Source organism: Streptomyces sp. NPDC048441 (assembly GCF_043200235.1).
In the GTDB taxonomy this organism is placed as follows: Bacteria; Actinomycetota; Actinomycetes; order Streptomycetales; family Streptomycetaceae; genus Streptomyces.
Genome location: NZ_JBICXM010000001.1, coordinates 471,635 through 489,490 on the forward strand (window position 1 = coordinate 471,635; position 17,856 = coordinate 489,490).

The window sequence follows — 17,856 nt, forward strand, 5'->3', positions numbered from 1 at the left end:
TCATGCGGTTGATGAAGGGTTGCGCGAACGTGAAGTCTGGGGAGACGTTCAGTTCGCGTCAGGGGAGGGGATTTTCGATGGCGCATGGGCGCATGAGGGGCACGGGACGTCACCGTGCCGTGAGACAGATCAAGGGCGGCAGGCAGGCCGTCGCACTGGCCACGGTCCTGTCGGCGGCGGGGATCCAGACCGTCACGGCCATGGGGACGGCGGCGGCGGACGGGGAGCCGCCGATGCTCGAGGCGCCGATCTTCAACGATCCGCTGGGCACGCCCGAGCAGCAGTACGCGATCCGCACCCGCCTGATCGAGCTGACGAACTCCGCGGTGCCGGGCTCGACCATCAAGGTCGCGGTCTACCACGTGTGGGAGGCCTCGGTCGTCAACGCGCTCGTGGCGGCCAAGGACCGCGGTGTGCACGTACAGATGCTGCTCGACGAGTCCAGCAGGAGCGACCGCCCCACGAACACCTCGTACAGCACGCTCGCGTCGGCGCTCGGCACCGACAAGAGCAAGTCGTCCTTCGTGACGCTCTGCCCGGCGAACAAGTCCTGCCTGGGCGACCCCCAGTACGGCAAGTCGATCATGCACAACAAGTTCTGGCTGTTCTCGGAAGTCGAGGGTGCCAGGGACGTCGTCGTGCAGACCACGTCGAACTCGACACCCTCGGCGCACACGAGGTTCTACAACGACGCGCTGCTGCTGCCGAACAACCCGACGATGTACGAGGCGTACGCCGACTACTTCACCGACATGATCGGCAAGAACTGGCGGAACTGGGACTACCGCACGGTCAGTGACGGCCTCTACAAGGCGTACTTCTTCCCGCGCTCCGGCACGGTGAACGAGACCGACACGATGTACTCGGTCCTGAACAACGTGCAGTGCAACTACAAGGACGCGGCCGGGGTGACCCAGCACACCAAGATCCGCGCCTCGATATTCAAGATCACCCGGAAGCAGATCGCCGACAAGCTCGTCTCGCTCAAGAAGGCGGGCTGCTCGGTGAGCGTCCTCTACGCCGAGACCGACAGCGCCAAGAGCCAGGGCGGCACCGCCGGCACCTGGGAGGCGCTGCACAAGTCCGGCGGGCCCACCATGCGCTGCCTGAACGACGACCGGGACCCGCTGCACCCCGGCACCAAGCTGGTGACGCCCTACATCATCCACTCGAAGTACCTGCTCATCGACGGCATGTACGACGGCAGGCGGAACAAGCTCTCCTTTACCGGTTCGCAGAACTACACGGCGCCCGCCCTGCGCGAGAACGACGAAGCGATCGTGAAGGTCGACGACGACTCCGTGCACGACACCTACCGCGGCCACTTCGACCGCGTACGGGCCGTGGCCTGGCCGGGCAGCGCGGACACCACCGACCTGTGCAAAGGCGTCAAGCCGCTGCCGCCGGACGGAGAGAACCCGGTTTGACCCTTGCGGTCGAGCCCCGTAATCTTGACCGTCGGCGTGTTCATAGGCACGCCTTACCCCTGTAAACCTGATTTCCTTCCGGCGCCTGGCGCTCGGGAGAGGCCGCCCGTGCGAATGGGCGGCTGGACTGCCGGGGTCCCGTTCCGAGTGAGAGAGAGTCCCGCGTGTACGCCATCGTGCGCAGCGGTGGTCGTCAGCACAAGGTTGCTGTCGACGACATCGTTGAGGTTGACAAGATTCCCACCGCCAAGGTTGGCGACACGGTCGAGCTCTCGACCCTGCTCGTTGTCGACGGCGAAGCCGTGACGAGCGACCCGTGGGTGCTTGCGGGCATCAAGGTCACGGCCGAGGTCGTGGACCACCACAAGGGCGTCAAGATCGACATCCTTCGCTACAAGAACAAGACCGGCTACCGCCGTCGCCAGGGTCACCGCCAGCAGTACACGGCGATCAAGGTCACCGGTATCCCCACGGCTGCGAAGTAAGGGACTGAGACAAGATGGCACATAAGAAGGGCGCATCGTCCACTCGGAACGGGCGCGATTCCAATGCTCAGCGGCTCGGTGTGAAGCGCTTCGGCGGTCAGACCGTAAACGCCGGTGAGATCCTGGTCCGCCAGCGTGGCACCCACTTCCACCCCGGCTCGAGCGTCGGCCGTGGCAAGGACGACACGCTGTTCGCGCTGGCCGCCGGTGCGGTCGAGTTCGGCACCCACCGTGGCCGTAAGGTCGTGAACATCGTTCCGGTCGCCTGAATTCAGGCTTCTGCAGAACAGGTTCTTCGCGAGGGCGGACCTCACTTCCCTGCCGGGAAGCGGGTCCGCCCTTCGCGTGTTACACCTAGGGGCATTTCGTCCCTGACATTTCGCATGTTTCTGGAGGCACATCCCATGACCACCTTCGTGGACCGCGTCGAGCTGCATGTCGCCGCGGGTAGCGGGGGCCACGGCTGTGCCTCCGTCCACCGTGAGAAGTTCAAGCCGCTCGGCGGACCTGACGGCGGCAACGGCGGCCGTGGCGGAGACGTGATCCTGGTCGTCGACCAGTCGGTCACGACCCTGCTCGACTACCACCACTCCCCGCACCGCAAGGCCACCAACGGCGCCCCCGGCGCCGGTGACAACCGCTCCGGCAAGGACGGCCAGGACCTGATCCTGCCCGTGCCCGACGGCACCGTCATCCTCGACAAGGACGGCAACACCCTCGCCGACCTGGTCGGCCAGGGCACGACCTATGTCGCGTCCCAGGGCGGCCGCGGCGGCCTCGGCAACGCGGCACTCGCATCGGCCCGCCGCAAGGCGCCCGGCTTCGCCCTCCTCGGCGAGCCGGGGCAGGGCGGCGATGTCGTCCTGGAGCTCAAGACCGTCGCGGACGTCGCGCTCGTGGGCTACCCGAGCGCCGGCAAGTCCTCGCTGATCTCGGTCCTGAGCGCCGCCAAGCCGAAGATCGCGGACTACCCCTTCACGACGCTCGTCCCCAACCTCGGTGTGGTGACGGCCGGTTCGACCGTCTACACCATCGCCGACGTACCGGGTCTGATCCCGGGTGCCAGCCAGGGCAAGGGCCTCGGGCTCGAGTTCCTGCGGCACGTCGAGCGGTGCAGCGTCCTGGTGCACGTCCTGGACACGGCGACCCTCGAGTCCGACCGTGACCCCGTCTCCGACCTCGACATCATCGAGGCCGAGCTGCGGGAGTACGGCGCGGGCCTGGAGAACCGCCCGCGGGTCGTCGTCCTCAACAAGATCGACGTACCCGACGGACAGGACCTCGCGGACCTCGTCAGGCCCGACCTGGAGGCACGCGGCTACCGCGTCTTCGAGGTGTCGGCCATCGCGCACAAGGGCCTCAAGGAGCTCTCCTTCGCGCTCGCCGAAGTGGTGGGCGCGGCGCGTGCCGCGAAGCCGAAGGAGGAGGCGACCCGGGTCGTCATCCGCCCCAAGGCCGTGGACGACACGGGCTTCACCGTCAAGCTCGGCGACGACGACATCTACCGCGTGCGCGGCGAGAAGCCGGAGCGCTGGGTGCGCCAGACCGACTTCAGCAACGACGAGGCCGTCGGCTATCTCGCGGACCGGCTGAACCGTCTCGGCGTCGAGGAAGCGCTGATGAAGGCGGGCGCCCGCAGTGGCGACGGCGTCGCCATCGGCCCCGAGGAGAACGCGGTCGTCTTCGACTGGGAGCCGTCGGTGATGGCCGGTGCCGAGATGCTGGGCCGCCGCGGCGAGGACCACCGTCTGGAGGAGCCCCGTCCGGCCTCTCAGCGCCGCAGGGACCGCGACACGGAGCGGGACGACGCGGAGAAGGCGTACGACGACTTCGAGCCGTTCTAGAGCCCCTCAGGGGCGCGGGGAACTGCGCGACAAGCCACGACGCACCCGCGGTCAGGTACGAGACATGGGAAGGGCCCCGGAGCCAGAAGCTCCGGGGCCCTTCCCATACGTACCGAAGACGCCTACGCCGTGACGGAGTCTTCCGCGCCGTTCTGCTCGCTGGCGTCGGACTCCATCTCCTCCGCCGCGTCCTCCGCGGCCCGCTGGCCGGGGATCTCCGCGTCGATGCGGGTGGCCATGCGGAAGCGGCGTTCGTCGGCCTTGGCCGACAGCGCGAGGACCGCCTCGTTGAAGCGGACCAGGGAGGGCGGGTCCGAGGGGCCGAGGAGGTGCTCCTTGAGGGCCGCGCGGGCCTCGGCGTGGGCGTCCTCCTCCGGGGAGCGGACGGACTCCAGGAGGGCCGGGATGCCCTCGGCGTCGGGGGAGAGGATCGCCGCCGCGCTCACCGTCGGGAAGCCCGCGCGGAAGTCCGCCTCGGACATGCCTGACGTGTTGGCGACGGCGTACGGCTTCTCGCTGCTCAGCCAGTCCGAGACCACCGAGGAGACATCGCTGATCAGCAGGTCCGCCTGGTTGAAGCAGGAGAAGATCGCGGGGCGCGCGGTGGTGATGATCTGGTGCTCCCACTCGGGGAACGACGCCCAGTAGGCCGCCTGCCACGCCGTGATCGCCTCGGCGATCGCCGCCTGCTGGTCGCCGTCGGGCGTGCCCTGGAGCATCATCCGCTCCATCTCGTCCACGCTCGTGCGGAACGCGGTGGAGGTCAGCTTGTCCAACTCGGCGGTGCGGCGCGTCAGTTCGGCCGCGGCCTCCGGGCCGGGACGGGCGCCGGAACGCTTGGCGGCGGCGTCGCGGATCATGGCCTTGATGCGCTCGTTGGCGGCGCCCGCGCGCGGGTCCTGCGAGCCGGTCATCGGGTGCGGCTTGTAGACGAGCCGTACGCCGTTGTCGGCGAGGAGGTGCCGGACGATGTTCTCGCCCGCGAGGGTCACCGACGTATTGCCCGGGTTGCCGTCCCAGCCCTCCCAGGTGGGGGCGTACAGGACGGTCGTGTAGGTACCTGTGGGGGCGCCGGTGGACGGCAGGATCGGGGACAGCTGGGGGCGGCCGACCTCGACCACGTCCTTGTCCTCGACGCCGACGTCAGCGGCTTGGTAGCGGTCGCGCGCGGCGGGGCCCGCCACCCACACCTCGTCGTACGCCTTCGCGTACGGGTTGCACGAGGACAGCTTGTCGCTCTCGCCGTGGTTGATGAAGGCGTGCTTGATCGTGGGGATGCGCAGGACCTGCGAGGTCTTCGCGGCGTTCGCCGGGTGCAGCATCATCTTCAGCGTCGAGGTCTCCAGGGAGAACATCGTCGCGACCTTCGGGAAGCAGATGATCGGGACGTCGGTCGCGTCGATCTTCTGCACCATGAACCGCTCGCGCAGCACGATCAGCGGCTTGCCGTCGAGCGCGGAGAGCGTGGAGAGCCACATGTTCGCCTGGTACGCGGACGTGGAGCCGCCCGAGAAGTACATCGCGACGGAGGGCTGGTAGTCGGCCAGCCACTCGTCGAGCCACTCCATGACCTTCTGGTCGTTCTTCGCCCGCTTCTTAGGAAGCAGCCAGGTGGCGAGGTAGATCGCCCCGAAGCCCATCAGGGCGATGGAGATGCCGAGGCCGATGCCGCCCCAGTACGCGTCGGTGGTGCCCGCGGTGACCACCAGGCCCGCCGTGGTGGGGATCGAGAACGTCAGCAGGCGGTGGGCCTGGCGGCGCGAGAGGATCCGCGGCGGGGCCGCGGTCAGGTGCAGCGCCGACGTGTCGATGTTGCGCGTGACGATCGGCAGCGTGCGGGTGCGGCGCACCAGTATGGCGGTGGCCTGGCAGCCGAAGTGCAGGAAGTAGAAGGCGAGCAGCGCGATCGTCAGCGGCGACTGCTCGGCGAGCGGCTCGATGCCGTCGATGCGCAGCAGGCCGACCAGGATCAGCATGTCGCGCAGGAGCTGCCTGACCGTGACATCGAAGCGGATCTTGCCAAGGAGGGACAGCAGGCCCGGCTGTTTGTACTGCAGGTAGACGTCGAGCGCGAGGTTCGCCGCAGACGCGGCGATGAACACCGGTACGTACGGGACCAGCGCGCTGACGAGCTGGGCCGTGAAGAGCGCGAACATCGCGAACAGCGCGGAGAGCTGCACGATGCGGCGGGGGGCGAGTCCGGCAGAGGGCACGGGCTTGGGCTCCTGGCGGGGGGTCGGGGGGATCGGACGGGGGATGTCGAGCAAGGCGACCACTGACCGTATGACGTGCGGCGGCTCTGTAGCAATCTTCCGTGACGACAATCACCGGATAAAGGGGCAAAGGTACTGAACCTGAGGGCCGGGATTCCCCTCGAGGCCCGGGGGTCCGCCCCTCGGAATACCGGGGCGCCTCACCTGCGTATTCGCGTAGATTGCAGGTCCAAGAGGCATTGGGATCAACTGGGGATGTACGTGACTGGGGCTAGGCAGGGCGTCCATGACGCCCACAGGGTTGTCGTCAAGGTCGGGTCCTCGTCCCTGACCACCGCGTCGGGGGGTCTGGACGCCGACCGTGTTGACGCGCTCGTCGACGTACTCGCCAAGAGCCGCAGCGGTGGCGAGCGCGAGATCGTGCTCGTCTCCTCCGGTGCCATCGCCGCCGGGCTCTCGCCGCTGGGCCTGCGCAGGAGGCCCGAGGACCTCGCGAGGCAGCAGGCGGCCGCCAGTGTCGGCCAGGGGCTTCTGATGGCCCGCTACACGGCTTCCTTCGCCCGTTACGGCGTACGCGCGGGGCAGGTGCTCCTCACCTCCGACGACATGGCGCGCCGCGCCCACCACCGCAACGCGTCCCGCACCCTCGATCAGCTCCTCGCCATGGGCGCGCTGCCCGTCGTGAACGAGAACGACACCGTGGCCACGGACGAGATCCGCTTCGGCGACAACGACCGGCTCGCCGCCCTGGTCGCCCACCTGGTCCGCGCGGACCTCCTGGTCCTGCTCTCCGACGTGGACGGCCTCTACGACGGCGACCCGGCCAAGCCCGGCACCTCCCGGCTCTCCGAGGTGACGGGGCCCGCCGACATAGCGCACGTCCAGATCGGCAGCGCGGGCAAGGCGGGCGTCGGCACCGGCGGCATGGTCACCAAGGTCGAGGCCGCGCGGATCGCCGCCGCCGCCGGTATCCCGGTCGTCCTGACCTCCGCGAGCCAGGCCGGCGACGCCCTCGCGGGCCGTGACACGGGAACGTACTTCCACCGCACGGGCCGCCGCTCCGGCGACCGGCTCCTCTGGCTCCAGCACGCCTCCGAGCCGCAGGGCGCCCTCACGCTCGACGACGGTGCGGTGCGCGCGGTCGTCGAGGGCCGCAAATCGCTCCTGCCCGCCGGGATCGCGGCCGTCGACGGCGACTTCACCGCGGGCGACCCGGTCGAGCTGCGGGACACCGCGGGGCGTGCCGTCGCGCGTGGTCTGGTGAACTTCGACGCCAAGGAGCTCCCGCAGCTCCTCGGTCGTTCCACGCGGGAGCTCGCGCGGGAGCTCGGACCGGCGTACGAGCGGGAAGTCGTGCACCGCGACGACCTGGTCCTGCTGCATCCCTAGGACCCCACAGGCCTCGTTTTCCCTGCTTCTTCCCTCTTCTTCCCTGGTTCCGCCGCATCAGGAGTCACAGAAGTCCCAGCCGCGCCGCAGCCGTCCCCCGGCCGAAAACAGGCGCGAACGCCGTGCGCCGACCGGCCTCTGCGAGGTGAAACTCCCCAAAACCGCCCCGCGGGGGCGCTTGGCCTGCTCAACTTTGTTCCAGACACTTCCGCACGACCATTGCGTATCCGCACCCCTATTGCGTAGAGGAGGCCGTCGTGAGACGAGTGCGCCCAGGAGCGGCGTCCCGCGCGCCGGCTGAGCGGTCCCTGACGAGCGTCGCCGCAGGGGCGACGTACACGGGTGCCACGCGGGCGGCGGGCGAGACGGACCTGAGCCAGGAGAGCCAGGAGGGCGAGACGGTGGAGGCGCCCCGTCTGTGGCACGTCACGCTGAGCGTCTCCGGCGCCGAAGCCCCGCTGAAGGAGGTCAGGCGAGGCCTCGAACAGCTCGCCCACGACCACCCCTTTCTGCTGACCAGCAGGTATGCGCCCGACCATGCGGAGATCCGGTACTGGGAAGAGGCCCGCGACCTGCACGACGCGGCCGCGGTCGCGCTCAGGCTCTGGGGCGAGCACCGGCAGAGCGCGCAGCTCCCGCCGTGGGAGATCGTGGGGCTCGAAGTCATCGACCGCGACACCTACCACCAGCGGATCGCGGAGGGGTACGGCCCACTGCCGGCGACCCCGGTGGGCGTGCACCCTTTTTGAGCCGTGTGCCCGGCCGGACGTTCTGCTCCGTGAGCCGTCGTGAGCCGTCGTGAGCACGGTGGTCTCGGCTGCTGAAACAGCGGGTGGACCACGGCCGCTCCGCATTACGCTGCGGACATGACGTCCCTCACCCCCTCGTTCTCGGGCTTGCCGTACGACAACCTCTCGCCCGTCGCCCAGGCCGCCTACCGCGCCCGCGGAGCCGCCGCGACGCTCGCGCCACTGCCGCGGGGCGTCAAGGACGACGCGCTCCTGGCGATCGCCGACGCTCTCGAGGTGCGTACTGCCGAGATCATCGAGGCCAACGGCAAGGACACCGCCCGCGCCCGCGAGGCCGGGACCAGCGAGTCCGTCGTCGACCGTTTGACGCTCACCCCGGAGCGGGTCCGCGCCATCGCCGCCGACGTGCGTGACGTGGCGGCCCTGCCCGACCCCGTCGGCGAGGTCGTCCGCGGCTCGACCCTGCCGAACGGCATCGACCTGCGCCAGGTCCGCGTCCCGCTCGGCGTGGTCGGGATCATCTACGAAGCCCGCCCGAACGTCACCGTGGACGCGGCCGCCCTCTGCTTGAAGTCCGGCAACGCCGTGCTCCTGCGGGGCTCGTCATCGGCGTACGAATCGAACACGGCGCTCATCCGCGTGCTTCGCGACGCCGTCCACGGAGCGGGCCTGCCCGCCGACGCCGTTCAGCTCGTCCCGGGCGAGAACCGCGACTCCGTGCGCGAGCTGATGCGCGCCCGCGGACTTGTCGACGTCCTCATCCCGCGCGGCGGCGCCTCGCTGATCAAGACCGTCGTCGAGGAGTCCACCGTCCCGGTCATCGAGACCGGCACCGGCAACTGCCACGTCTACGTGGACGCGCAGGCCGACCTCGACATGGCCGTCGACATCCTCATCAACTCCAAGGCCCAGCGCCCCAGCGTCTGCAACGCCGCCGAGACGCTCCTGGTGCACGCGGACATCGCCGACGCCTTCCTGCCGCGCGCCCTGGACGCGCTTGCCGAGGCAGGGGTCACCGTGCACGCCGACGAGCGCGTCATCGCCTATGCCGACGGGTCGAAGGCCACCGTCGTGCCCGCGACCACGGAGGACTGGGAGACCGAGTACCTGTCGTACGACATCGCGGCGGGCATCGTCGACTCCCTGGAGCAGGCGGTCGAGCACATCCGCCTGTGGACCTCCGGGCACACCGAGGCGATCGTCACTACATCGCAGCAGGCCGCGCGCCGCTTCACGCAGCTCGTGGACTCCACGACGGTCGCCGTGAACGCCTCCACGCGTTTCACGGACGGCAGCCAGTTCGGCTTCGGCGCCGAGATCGGCATCTCCACGCAGAAGCTGCACGCCCGCGGCCCCATGGGGCTCCCCGAGCTGACGTCGACGAAGTACATCGTCACCGGGGACGGCCACACCCGCTGAGTCCCGCTGAATTCTCGTACCGTCTGCCCAGATTGCCCCTTCCGGGTCTACGCTGGAGACGTGCCGGAGGACGTGGGGGGCACGCCGTCGTTTCCTGACGGCTGGGAGCCCGACGACGACCGTGACCGCGGGGGCGCGGACGAGGAGTTCGCCTCCGTGGTCTTCGACGAGGACTTCGTCCGGTCCGCCAAGGTTCATGAACCCACCGCGGTGGAGCGGCTGCTGGCCGCCGCCCAGGCGCGCGCCGAGGCCTCGGACGCCGAGGCCCGCCGGGCCCGCACCCGCGGTCCGGGCGGTGAATCGTCCGAGGACGATCTCTACGAAGACGGCTTCGGCCCCGAAGACGGCGGCGAGTTCGGCCACGACCCCGACCTCGACGACGTGTACGACCGCGAGTTCAGCGACGAGGGGTACGGCCGGCAGAGCGGCTACGGCAGCCACAACCGCTGGCACCGCCCCGTCGCCTGGATGCTCGCCGTCCTGATGGGCATAGGCATGGTCGCGCTCGCCTTCACCGCGGTCTATCGCGGAGCCTCGTCGGGCCGCCAGGACCGGATACCGCCGCCCGTGTCCACGGAGCCGTCCGCCTCCGCGGAGTACGGCCCGCCGCCGGTGTCCGCGACGCCGCGCACCCCGTAGGAAGTTGTCAGAACTTGTCGTGTACCAGGGCGTTTACCTGACCGCCCGGAGACCTACCCTGAAGGTATGGGCGGGCCAGAAGAACCACCCGAGGGGACGCCACCCGAGGGTGCCCCCGCCGGTGGCGAGGACGAGTACCGATCCGTCGTCTTCGACGAATCGTTCGTCCGCGCCGCACGGCTCCAGGAGTACTCCGCGCAGGAGCGCCTGGATGATCACACCCACGCGGTGCGCCGCCGCCCCGCGATGGCCCGCAAGAACTTCTCCAAGCAGGCCATGATCCTCGTCCTGCTGATCGCCATTGCCTTCGGCACCGCCATCTACATGGGTGTACGCCATCCGTACGAGGCCCCGGCCGCGCCGCCCCCCGAGCCGCTGCGGATGACCGTCATACCGCTCTCCCCGCCGGGTTCCGTGCCCGGCGCCGAGAAGGTGGACGATCTGTACGCGCACAGCCCGGCCGCGCAGTTCCGGGTCGGCGCGGAAGGCATCAACATGCCCTCCGCGCGGCGCACTTCGCACTTCTCGGACGGCCAGATCATGACCGCCCTGACCACCGCCAAGGACTACCTGGTCGAGTCCTCCCTCGACCCGGACGTGCTCACCGGCGGCGCCGTGCGGTCCGCGCGGATCCTGCTCGACCCGCGGCAGCTCGACCAGTTCGACGAGAGCTTCGCGCACCCGGCGGCGGACGGGCGGCACGCGCCCACCGGCTGGCTCATCCGCTTCGACCCGACGAAGACGGCCCTCGCATCGACCGGAATCCGGGTCCAGGGCACGCTGCACGCCACCGAGACGGACAAGAACACCATCGAGGTGACATCGGACCACACCTTCGTCTACGCGCTGCGTCCGGTCGGCGTGGACGCCAAGGACGGGCACGCCAAGGCCTCGCTCTTCACCGTCCGCCGCGAGCTGCAGTTCCGCTTCGACCGCGACGACCTGCGGATGCACCAGGCCGAGCTGCTCGTCTCGTACACGCAGGCGGGTCCGCTCGCCTGCTCCGCCGACGCCGCGAACCAGCTGCGGCCGCTGCTCGCCGGGCAGAAGGCGAAGGCGGGCGGCCCCGCGGGCACCGACCCGTACGCGACGGGTGACGCCACGGCGCTGTGCGGATCACTGTCCGCCACCGCCCAGCCTTCGCTCTGAGGCTGTCCGAGGGCTACTTCGCTTCGGAGGAAGGCGGGTCGTCGTTCCGGCCGTCGTCCTGCTGCCCGCCTGTGAACTTCCCGCGCAGCTTGCCGCCCAGGTCGCCCGCGCCGCCCGCGATGTCGTTGACCAGCTTCATCAGCGGGTCCTTGCTGTTGCGTACGTTGTCCGCGTAGCTGGAAGCGGACTGGCGGAAGGAGTCCGACACCGAGGTGTCCTTGTCCTCGTCGCGGCGGGGGTAGTGCCCGTCCATGATCCGCTGGTACTCGCGGGTCTCGGCCCACTTCTTCAGCTCGGCGGCGCGCACCGTGGTGAAGGGGTGCGTGCGCGGCAGTACGTTGAGGATCTTCAGGACCGAGTCGCGCAGGTCGCCCCCGGCCTCGTACTCCTTGGCCTGCTCGAGGAACGCGTCCACGTTCATCTCGTGCAGATGATTGCCGCCCGCGATCTTCATCAGGCCGCGCATCGACGCCTCGATGTCCTGGCCCACCAGGAGCCCCGCGCGGTCCGCGGACAGCTCGGACTTGCGGAACCACTCGCGCAGGGCGGTCACGATCGCCATGATCGCCACGTTCCCGAGCGGGATCCAGGCGACCTTGAGCGCGAGGTTCGTCAGGAAGAGCAATATCGTGCGGTACACCGAGTGGCCGGAGAGGGCGTGGCCCACCTCGTGGCCGACGACCGCGCGCATCTCCTCCTCGTCGAGCAGCTCGACGAGGCCCGTGGTCACCACGATGATCGGCTCGTCGAGGCCGATGCACATCGCGTTCGGGTTCGGGTCCTGGTTCACGTACATCGGCGGGACCTTCTCCAGGTCCAGGATGTAACAGGCGTCCCGCAGCATGGTGTTGAGATGCGCGAACTGCGCCTCGGAGACCCGTACGGAGTCCGAGAGGAACAGGAGCCGCAGGCTCCGCTCGGGGAGCAGCCCGCTGAGTGCCTTGAAGACGGTGTCGAAGCCGCTGAGCTTGCGCAGGGCCACCAGGGCCGAACGGTCCGCCGGGTGCTCGTACGCCCGTGAGGAGATGCCGGGAAAGCGCCTGCGCTGCCTGCTCGGCACGTTCTCGTGGCCGCCGTTCTCCTGGCCGCCGTCCTGCCGGCCGTGGTCGTTGTCGTCGGTCATGCCCCATCCCCCATGCTCGTCCAGTCATGCCCCCGAGGTGGGGCCCAGCCTAGGCGGAGATACCGTGACAGGGCAGCACAGCGATTGGAGTCGCCGTCATGGAGTACAGCGCCGCAGCCCACCACTGGGTCACGGAGGCGGCCACGCACGCCGCCAAGGAGCAGGGGGCGGGCAATCTGCTCCGTATCGTGCTGATCGTCATGGTCGTCGGTTGCGTCCTGGTGGGGTGGCTCCTGCTGAGGGGGTACCGACAGGGCGCGGACGCGGGTACGGCTCCGGACGCGGGCGAGGGTGCGAAGCCTGGTGCGAGTTCCGCCGAGGGCTCCGCCGAGAGCCGCGACGGCGATCGCGTGGGCCGCGACAGCTGAGTCGGCGTGAGCCCGGCCGGTGCCCCCGCATACGATGGCTCCGAAGTCTTTGTCCCGCCCACCTCCGGATAGGTCCTGCCGACGATGAGCCTCCACAGCACAGCCGCCCAGCTGGTCACTCTCGCCTCCGAGGGTGAGCACGGCGGCGAGCACGAAAGCCTCAGTCCTCTCCTCACCGGTGGTGGTGCGTTCGTCGCGCTGCTGCTGCTCCTGTGGATCACCACGCGCTTCAACCGGGACCGCTGAGCGGTCTCACGGAACGGACCGCTGAAACAGAGCCCGTCGACCGGGCCGGTAGGGTCTGCACGCATGGGAGAGCAGGACATGCCTACCGGCCCCGGTGCCGGCCCGGTGAGCAAGGGCAAGCGCCGCCTCGGAGTCATGGGCGGAACGTTTGATCCGATCCACCACGGACACCTGGTGGCGGCCCAGGAGGTCGCCGCGCAGTTCCACCTCGACGAGGTGGTGTTCGTGCCGACCGGGCAGCCGTGGCAGAAGAGCGACAAGGTGGTGTCCCCGGCCGAGGACCGCTATCTGATGACGGTCATCGCGACGGCCGAGAACCCACAGTTCTCGGTGAGCCGCATCGACATCGACCGCGGCGGACCGACCTACACGACGGACACGCTGCGCGATCTGCGCACGCTCAATCCCGACACGGACCTTTTCTTCATCACGGGCGCCGATGCCCTCGGCCAGATCCTCACCTGGCGCTATACCGAAGAGCTTTTCTCCCTTGCGCACTTCATCGGGGTCACCCGGCCCGGTCATACGCTGACCGACCCGGGCCTGCCGGCGGGCGGGGTCTCGCTCGTGGAGGTCCCGGCCCTCGCCATCTCGTCCACGGACTGCCGTGCGCGGGTCGCCAAGGGCGACCCCGTCTGGTATCTGGTGCCGGACGGTGTGGTGCGTTATATCGACAAGCGCGAGCTGTACCGCGGCGATTGAGCCGAGAGGGGCACCGGTGAACGACCGACAGTACGACCCGTATGCGGGCGGCGACCCGTATGCGGGCGAGTACGCGGCTGATCAGTACCAGATCGTCGGGTACGACGAGTATGGGCAGCCGGTGTACCAGCAGGTGCAGCCTTCGACTTCGTACGACCCGTACGGCGCTCAGCAGCAGTCGCAGCCTCCGCAGCACCAGCACCAGCACCAGCAGCAGCCGCAGGGTTATGGCTACGACCCGTACGCGACGGGGCAGCAGCCTCCTGTCCCGCCGTACGACTCTGGTTCTTACGGCGGCACGTACGGCCAGCAGCAGGCCCCCCAGCAGACGCAGACCGGCTGGATCCCGCAGCAGTCGCGGCAGCCGGATCCGGAACCCGAGCCCCAGCCTCAGCCCCAGCCCCAGCCCCAGCCTCAGCCCCAGCGTGAGCCTGAGCCGGAGCACCGCGATCCCGCGTACGAGACCCAGCAGTTCTCCTTCATCGAGGAGCCGGACGAAGAGTCCGAAGACGTCATCGACTGGCTGAAGTTCACCGAGAGCCGTACCGAGCGGCGCGAGGAGGCCAAGCGGCGCGGGCGTTCCCGGGTCGTCGCGCTCGTCGTGGTGTTCGCGCTCGTGATCGCGGGCGGCGTCGGCTACCTCTGGTACGCGGGCAAGCTGCCAGGCCTGTCGGACGACGCGTCCGGCGACGCCGCCGCGGCGGCCGGACCGCAGAACCGCGACGTGATCGTCGTCCACCTGCACAACACCAAGGGGGGCGGCACCTCCACGGCGCTCCTGGTGAACAACACCACCACCAAGCGGGGCACCACCGTCCTGCTGCCCAATTCCCTGGCCGTGACGGACGACGACGGCGCCGGGACGACGCTCGGCAAGTCGGTCGACGACGACGGTTCGACCGGCACCCGCGAGGCCGTCGACACGCTGCTCGGCACCCAGGTCGAGGGCACGTGGCGGCTCGACACCCCGTACTTGAACAACCTCGTCGAGCTGGTCGGCAACATCGACATCGACACGGACGCCGACGTGCCGGACCCCAAGGCCAAGAAGGGCCAGGCGCCCCTCGTCAAGAAGGGCGAGCAGCAGACCCTCAGCGGCCAGATGGCCGTCGCGTACGCCACCTATCGCGCGTCCGGCGAGTCCGAGACCGCGCAGCTCAAGCGGTTCGGGCAGGTCATGCAGGGCGTCCTGCGGAAGCTGTCGTCCGACCCGCAGGGCGCGACGACGACCGTCCAGTCCCTCGCCCAGATCCTGGACCCGTCCCTCAAGGAGAAGGACCTCGGCGCCTTCCTCGCGAAGCTCGCCGACCGGGCGAAGGGCGGCGACTACTCCACGGAGCTGCTCCCGGTGCGGCAGGACGGAACGCTGTCGGAGAAGGCCGGCGCGAGCGTCGTCAAGGATGTCCTGGGCGGCGCGGTCAAGCCGCCGGGGAAGGACGCGGCCGTACGGGTCGGCGTCAAGAACGCGTCCGGGACCAAGGGCGCCGGGCAGAACGCGCGGATCTCGCTGGTCAACGGCGGCTACACCTTCGTCGACAGCGGCGCGGGCTCGGTGGCCCAGGCCGCGTCGCAGGTCACGTACGCCGACGCGGGCAAGAAGGCGCAGGCCACCGAGGTCGCCAAGACCCTCGGTCTGCCGCCGAGCGCGGTCCGCAAGGGCAAGACCGCACCCAACGCGGATGTGTCGGTGATCCTCGGCCAGGACTACAAGGCGGGCTGACATCACCGGACCCCGGCCGGGCGCGTTCCGGCCGGGGTGACGCAGTCGACAGGGTGATCGGGACATCGTCGGGGGTGGTGTCGGCGGTCCGTGAGACCCTTGGTGTGTCTTGACCACCTGAAGGAAAGCGCACTAGTGACCGCCACGGACCGCTCCATCGAGCTCATCAAGGCCGCCGCACAGTCGGCGGCCGACAAGCTCGCGCACGACATCATCGCGTACGACGTCAGTGACGTGCTGTCGATCACCGACGCCTTCCTGCTCGCGTCCGCGCCCAACGACCGCCAGGTCAAGTCGATCGTCGACGAGATCGAGGAGCGGCTCAGCAAGGAGCTCGGCGTCAAGCCGGTGCGCCGCGAGGGCGACCGCGAAGCCCGCTGGGTCCTCCTGGACTACATCGACATCGTGGTGCACGTCCAGCACAGCGAGGAGCGTGTCTTCTACGCCCTCGAGCGCCTGTGGAAGGACTGCCCCGAGATCGACCTCCCCTCGGACGCCGTGGCGACCCGCGGCAAGGCCGCCGAGCACGCCGAGCAGCGCGCCGCGGAGGAGGCCGCCGATCTGGACGGTGAGCTGCGGTGATCAACCGCGGCTGCCGGATCATCCTGTGGCGGCACGGCCAGACGGCGTGGAACCTGGAGCGCCGCTTCCAGGGCTCCACGGACATCGAGCTGACCGACACCGGTGTCTCGCAGGCCAGGCGCGCCGCCCGGCTGCTCGCCTCGCTGAAGCCGGATGCCATCGTGGCCTCCGACCTGAAGCGGGCGGCGGCCACGGCGGCCGAGCTCGCCGGCATCACCGGCCTCGACGTCACGCACGAGCAGGGTCTCCAGGAGACCTACGCCGGTGAGTGGCAGGGCCTGACGCACGACGAGATCATCACGCGCTTCGGCGACCAGTACGCCGCGTGGAAGCGCGGTGAATCGGTGCGCCGCGGTGGTGGCGAACTCGAGACCGAGGTCGCCGACCGGGCCGCCCCGATCGTCCTGAGCCATGCCGAGAAGCTGCCGGAGAACGGCACGCTCGTGGTGGTCAGCCACGGCGGCACGATCCGCACCACCATCGGCCGCCTCCTCGGCCTCGACTCCCTCCACTGGGAGGGCCTCGGCGGGCTCTCGAACTGCTGCTGGTCGGCGCTCGGCCAGGGTGCGCGGGGCTGGCGCCTGCTCGAGCACAATGCGGGCACACTGCCGGAGCCGGTGCTCGGCGACGACGATTAGCCCTGGGCAGGGCGGACGTGAGAGCCGCTGGTGGGAGGGCCTGAGAGGGCCCGTCACCCGGATTTCACATTCCGGCTTGTCGCAGGCTAAAGTTCTTCTTGTTCGCCCGCCGAGCGGGACGAACACGCGGGGCTATAGCTCAGTTGGTAGAGCGCCTGCATGGCATGCAGGAGGTCAGGAGTTCAATTCTCCTTAGCTCCACAATCCGGATCCCGTCCTCATCAGAGGGCGGGATCCTTCCGTTTCCGGCGGCCTGAGCTCGCGGAGCTCGGCCGCCCGCAGGCGGCTCACCTCGTCGTCCGGTGTGTACGTGACGATCCGGCACTCCGGCATCCCGTTGATGGACAGCGAGACCGACGTCATCCGCAGCTCACCGACCGCCGCGTGCCGGAACGTCTTCACGCGTGGTCCCGGCTCCGACACGACGCCGCTCTCCCACAGCTCCGCGAAGTGCGCGCTCGCGGCGGACAGGCCGCGTATGAACTCCTCCCAGGCGGGCTCGCCCACATGCCGTCCGTACGAACTGCGCAGCGTCGCCACCATCACGGGCAGCTCCTCGTCGCGGAAGACCAGCGGGCAGACGGGGTCGGGCACGATGAACAGAGTCCACAGCACGTTGGGAACGCCGAGCGTCGCTATCTGGGGGACGAAGAACAGATCTCGATAGGCGGGGTTGGTGGCGAGGATGTCGTACCGCGCGTTGTAGACCACCGCGGGATGCGGGTCGAGGGCGTCGATGATGCCCTGGATCTCCGGTCCTACGGCCTCCGGGGACGGGCTCTCGCGGTCCGGGGAGTACGGAACGTCGGCCAGGTGGTACAGATGCTCGCGCTCCGGCTGGTCCAGACGCAGCGTGCGCGCCACGGCGTCCAGGACCTGCGAGGAGGCGTTGATCGGGCGGCCCTGCTCCAGCCATGTGTACCAGGTGACGCCGACTCCGGAGAGCTGCGCGACCTCCTCGCGGCGCAGCCCCGGCGTGCGGCGGCGGAGGCCCGGCGGCATACCCACGTCGGCCGGTGTCACCCGTGCTCTGCGGCCGCGCAGGAACGTGGCAAGCTCCGGCCTTCGTCGCTGAGTCGTTCCCATCGTCGTCACGTCCCCCATCGTCGGTCCACTCCCCGGGCCTTGCCAGGTGCTGCCAGTACCAGCATCAGCGGGCTCTC

The 17,856-nt window shown here is 69.5% G+C and carries 18 protein-coding genes and 1 tRNA gene; 16 read left to right on the forward strand and 3 right to left on the reverse strand.

Annotated features, from left to right (window positions below; translation table 11 throughout):
* The first annotated feature begins 77 nt into the window (after nt 1–77).
* From ACGFSB_RS02060 to obgE, 4 genes are all read left to right on the forward strand, one after another.
* A complete protein-coding gene (locus ACGFSB_RS02060; protein WP_393392648.1) occupies nt 78–1,427 on the forward strand; it encodes a phospholipase D-like domain-containing protein in 1,350 nt (449 codons plus the stop codon).
* A 164-nt stretch (nt 1,428–1,591) separates the two neighbouring features.
* On the forward strand, nt 1,592–1,912 hold the full coding sequence (rplU, locus tag ACGFSB_RS02065; protein ID WP_361828232.1) for a 50S ribosomal protein L21: 321 nt from the start codon (nt 1,592–1,594) through the stop codon (nt 1,910–1,912).
* A 14-nt stretch (nt 1,913–1,926) separates the two neighbouring features.
* A complete protein-coding gene (gene rpmA, locus ACGFSB_RS02070) occupies nt 1,927–2,181 on the forward strand; it encodes a 50S ribosomal protein L27 (protein ID WP_160505003.1) in 255 nt (84 codons plus the stop codon).
* A 135-nt stretch (nt 2,182–2,316) separates the two neighbouring features.
* A complete protein-coding gene (obgE, locus tag ACGFSB_RS02075) occupies nt 2,317–3,756 on the forward strand; it encodes a GTPase ObgE (protein WP_393392652.1) in 1,440 nt (479 codons plus the stop codon).
* A gap of 122 nt (nt 3,757–3,878) precedes the next feature.
* Here the strand turns inward: obgE and ACGFSB_RS02080 are convergent, their stop codons facing one another.
* Nucleotides 3,879–5,969, reverse strand: coding sequence for a hypothetical protein (locus tag ACGFSB_RS02080; protein WP_393392654.1), 2,091 nt, complete (start codon nt 5,967–5,969; stop codon nt 3,879–3,881).
* 255 nt (nt 5,970–6,224) lie between these two features.
* Between ACGFSB_RS02080 and proB the strand changes: the two genes are divergently transcribed.
* The 5 genes from proB (at nt 6,225) to ACGFSB_RS02105 (ending at nt 11,314) form a co-directional block, all read left to right on the forward strand.
* Nucleotides 6,225–7,358 (forward strand): glutamate 5-kinase, encoded by a 1,134-nt coding sequence (gene proB, locus ACGFSB_RS02085; protein WP_393392656.1) that lies wholly within the window; start codon nt 6,225–6,227, stop codon nt 7,356–7,358.
* Nucleotides 7,359–7,615: 257 nt separating this feature from the next.
* Complete coding sequence (locus ACGFSB_RS02090) at nt 7,616–8,107, forward strand: hypothetical protein (protein ID WP_393392659.1); 492 nt, start codon at nt 7,616–7,618, stop codon at nt 8,105–8,107.
* A 117-nt stretch (nt 8,108–8,224) separates the two neighbouring features.
* Entirely contained in the window at nt 8,225–9,526 is a 1,302-nt protein-coding gene (locus tag ACGFSB_RS02095) for a glutamate-5-semialdehyde dehydrogenase (RefSeq protein ID WP_393392662.1), read from the forward strand.
* 60 nt (nt 9,527–9,586) lie between these two features.
* Nucleotides 9,587–10,165: a hypothetical protein gene (locus ACGFSB_RS02100; RefSeq protein WP_393392665.1), complete on the forward strand. Its 579-nt coding sequence runs from the start codon at nt 9,587–9,589 to the stop codon at nt 10,163–10,165.
* A 66-nt stretch (nt 10,166–10,231) separates the two neighbouring features.
* Entirely contained in the window at nt 10,232–11,314 is a 1,083-nt protein-coding gene (locus tag ACGFSB_RS02105; RefSeq protein WP_393392668.1) for a hypothetical protein, read from the forward strand.
* Nucleotides 11,315–11,327: 13 nt separating this feature from the next.
* On the opposite strand, the gene ACGFSB_RS02110 is transcribed toward ACGFSB_RS02105, so the two are convergent.
* A complete protein-coding gene (locus tag ACGFSB_RS02110; protein WP_393392670.1) occupies nt 11,328–12,437 on the reverse strand; it encodes a M48 family metallopeptidase in 1,110 nt (369 codons plus the stop codon).
* Between the two features lie 98 nt (nt 12,438–12,535).
* Between ACGFSB_RS02110 and ACGFSB_RS02115 the strand changes: the two genes are divergently transcribed.
* From ACGFSB_RS02115 to ACGFSB_RS02145, 7 genes are all read left to right on the forward strand, one after another.
* On the forward strand, nt 12,536–12,805 hold the full coding sequence (locus ACGFSB_RS02115) for a hypothetical protein (protein WP_393393865.1): 270 nt from the start codon (nt 12,536–12,538) through the stop codon (nt 12,803–12,805).
* Between the two features lie 84 nt (nt 12,806–12,889).
* Nucleotides 12,890–13,051 carry a hypothetical protein gene (locus ACGFSB_RS02120; protein ID WP_383317296.1) on the forward strand — a complete coding sequence of 54 codons (162 nt, stop codon included), beginning with the start codon at nt 12,890–12,892 and terminating at the stop codon, nt 13,049–13,051.
* 63 nt (nt 13,052–13,114) lie between these two features.
* The gene (nadD, locus tag ACGFSB_RS02125; RefSeq protein ID WP_393392673.1) at nt 13,115–13,753 is read left to right on the forward strand and encodes a nicotinate-nucleotide adenylyltransferase; all 639 of its coding nucleotides are present in this window, start codon (nt 13,115–13,117) and stop codon (nt 13,751–13,753) included.
* Nucleotides 13,754–13,769: 16 nt separating this feature from the next.
* Complete coding sequence (locus ACGFSB_RS02130; RefSeq protein ID WP_393392676.1) at nt 13,770–15,473, forward strand: LCP family protein; 1,704 nt, start codon at nt 13,770–13,772, stop codon at nt 15,471–15,473.
* Between the two features lie 135 nt (nt 15,474–15,608).
* Complete coding sequence (gene rsfS / locus ACGFSB_RS02135; protein WP_393392680.1) at nt 15,609–16,055, forward strand: ribosome silencing factor; 447 nt, start codon at nt 15,609–15,611, stop codon at nt 16,053–16,055.
* Nucleotides 16,052–16,693, forward strand: a complete 642-nt coding sequence (locus ACGFSB_RS02140) for a histidine phosphatase family protein (RefSeq protein ID WP_393392682.1) — start codon at nt 16,052–16,054, stop codon at nt 16,691–16,693. Before rsfS ends, ACGFSB_RS02140 begins: the two co-directional genes overlap by 4 nt.
* Before the next feature lie 128 nt (nt 16,694–16,821).
* Nucleotides 16,822–16,894: transfer RNA gene (locus ACGFSB_RS02145), tRNA-Ala, on the forward strand.
* On the opposite strand, the gene ACGFSB_RS02150 is transcribed toward ACGFSB_RS02145, so the two are convergent.
* Complete coding sequence (locus tag ACGFSB_RS02150; RefSeq protein ID WP_393392685.1) at nt 16,886–17,797, reverse strand: helix-turn-helix transcriptional regulator; 912 nt, start codon at nt 17,795–17,797, stop codon at nt 16,886–16,888. The two genes, ACGFSB_RS02145 and ACGFSB_RS02150, sit on opposite strands and share 9 nt — an antisense overlap.
* Between the last annotated feature and the right edge of the window lie 59 nt (nt 17,798–17,856).

Excerpts from the sequence above, each read along its gene's own strand:
- ACGFSB_RS02120 (WP_383317296.1), top strand. The coding sequence starts at position 12,890 with ATGAGCCTCCACAGCACAGCCGCCCAGCTGGTCACTCTCGCCTCCGAG.
- nadD (WP_393392673.1), top strand. The coding sequence starts at position 13,115 with ATGGGAGAGCAGGACATGCCTACCGGCCCCGGTGCCGGCCCGGTGAGC.
- ACGFSB_RS02105 (WP_393392668.1), top strand. The coding sequence starts at position 10,232 with ATGGGCGGGCCAGAAGAACCACCCGAGGGGACGCCACCCGAGGGTGCC.
- rpmA (WP_160505003.1), top strand. The coding sequence starts at position 1,927 with ATGGCACATAAGAAGGGCGCATCGTCCACTCGGAACGGGCGCGATTCC.
- ACGFSB_RS02060 (WP_393392648.1), top strand. The coding sequence starts at position 78 with ATGGCGCATGGGCGCATGAGGGGCACGGGACGTCACCGTGCCGTGAGA.
- ACGFSB_RS02150 (WP_393392685.1), bottom strand. The coding sequence starts at position 17,797 with ATGGGGGACGTGACGACGATGGGAACGACTCAGCGACGAAGGCCGGAG.
- ACGFSB_RS02115 (WP_393393865.1), top strand. The coding sequence starts at position 12,536 with ATGGAGTACAGCGCCGCAGCCCACCACTGGGTCACGGAGGCGGCCACG.
- proB (WP_393392656.1), top strand. The coding sequence starts at position 6,225 with ATGTACGTGACTGGGGCTAGGCAGGGCGTCCATGACGCCCACAGGGTT.
- obgE (WP_393392652.1), top strand. The coding sequence starts at position 2,317 with ATGACCACCTTCGTGGACCGCGTCGAGCTGCATGTCGCCGCGGGTAGC.
- ACGFSB_RS02110 (WP_393392670.1), bottom strand. The coding sequence starts at position 12,437 with ATGACCGACGACAACGACCACGGCCGGCAGGACGGCGGCCAGGAGAAC.
- ACGFSB_RS02095 (WP_393392662.1), top strand. The coding sequence starts at position 8,225 with ATGACGTCCCTCACCCCCTCGTTCTCGGGCTTGCCGTACGACAACCTC.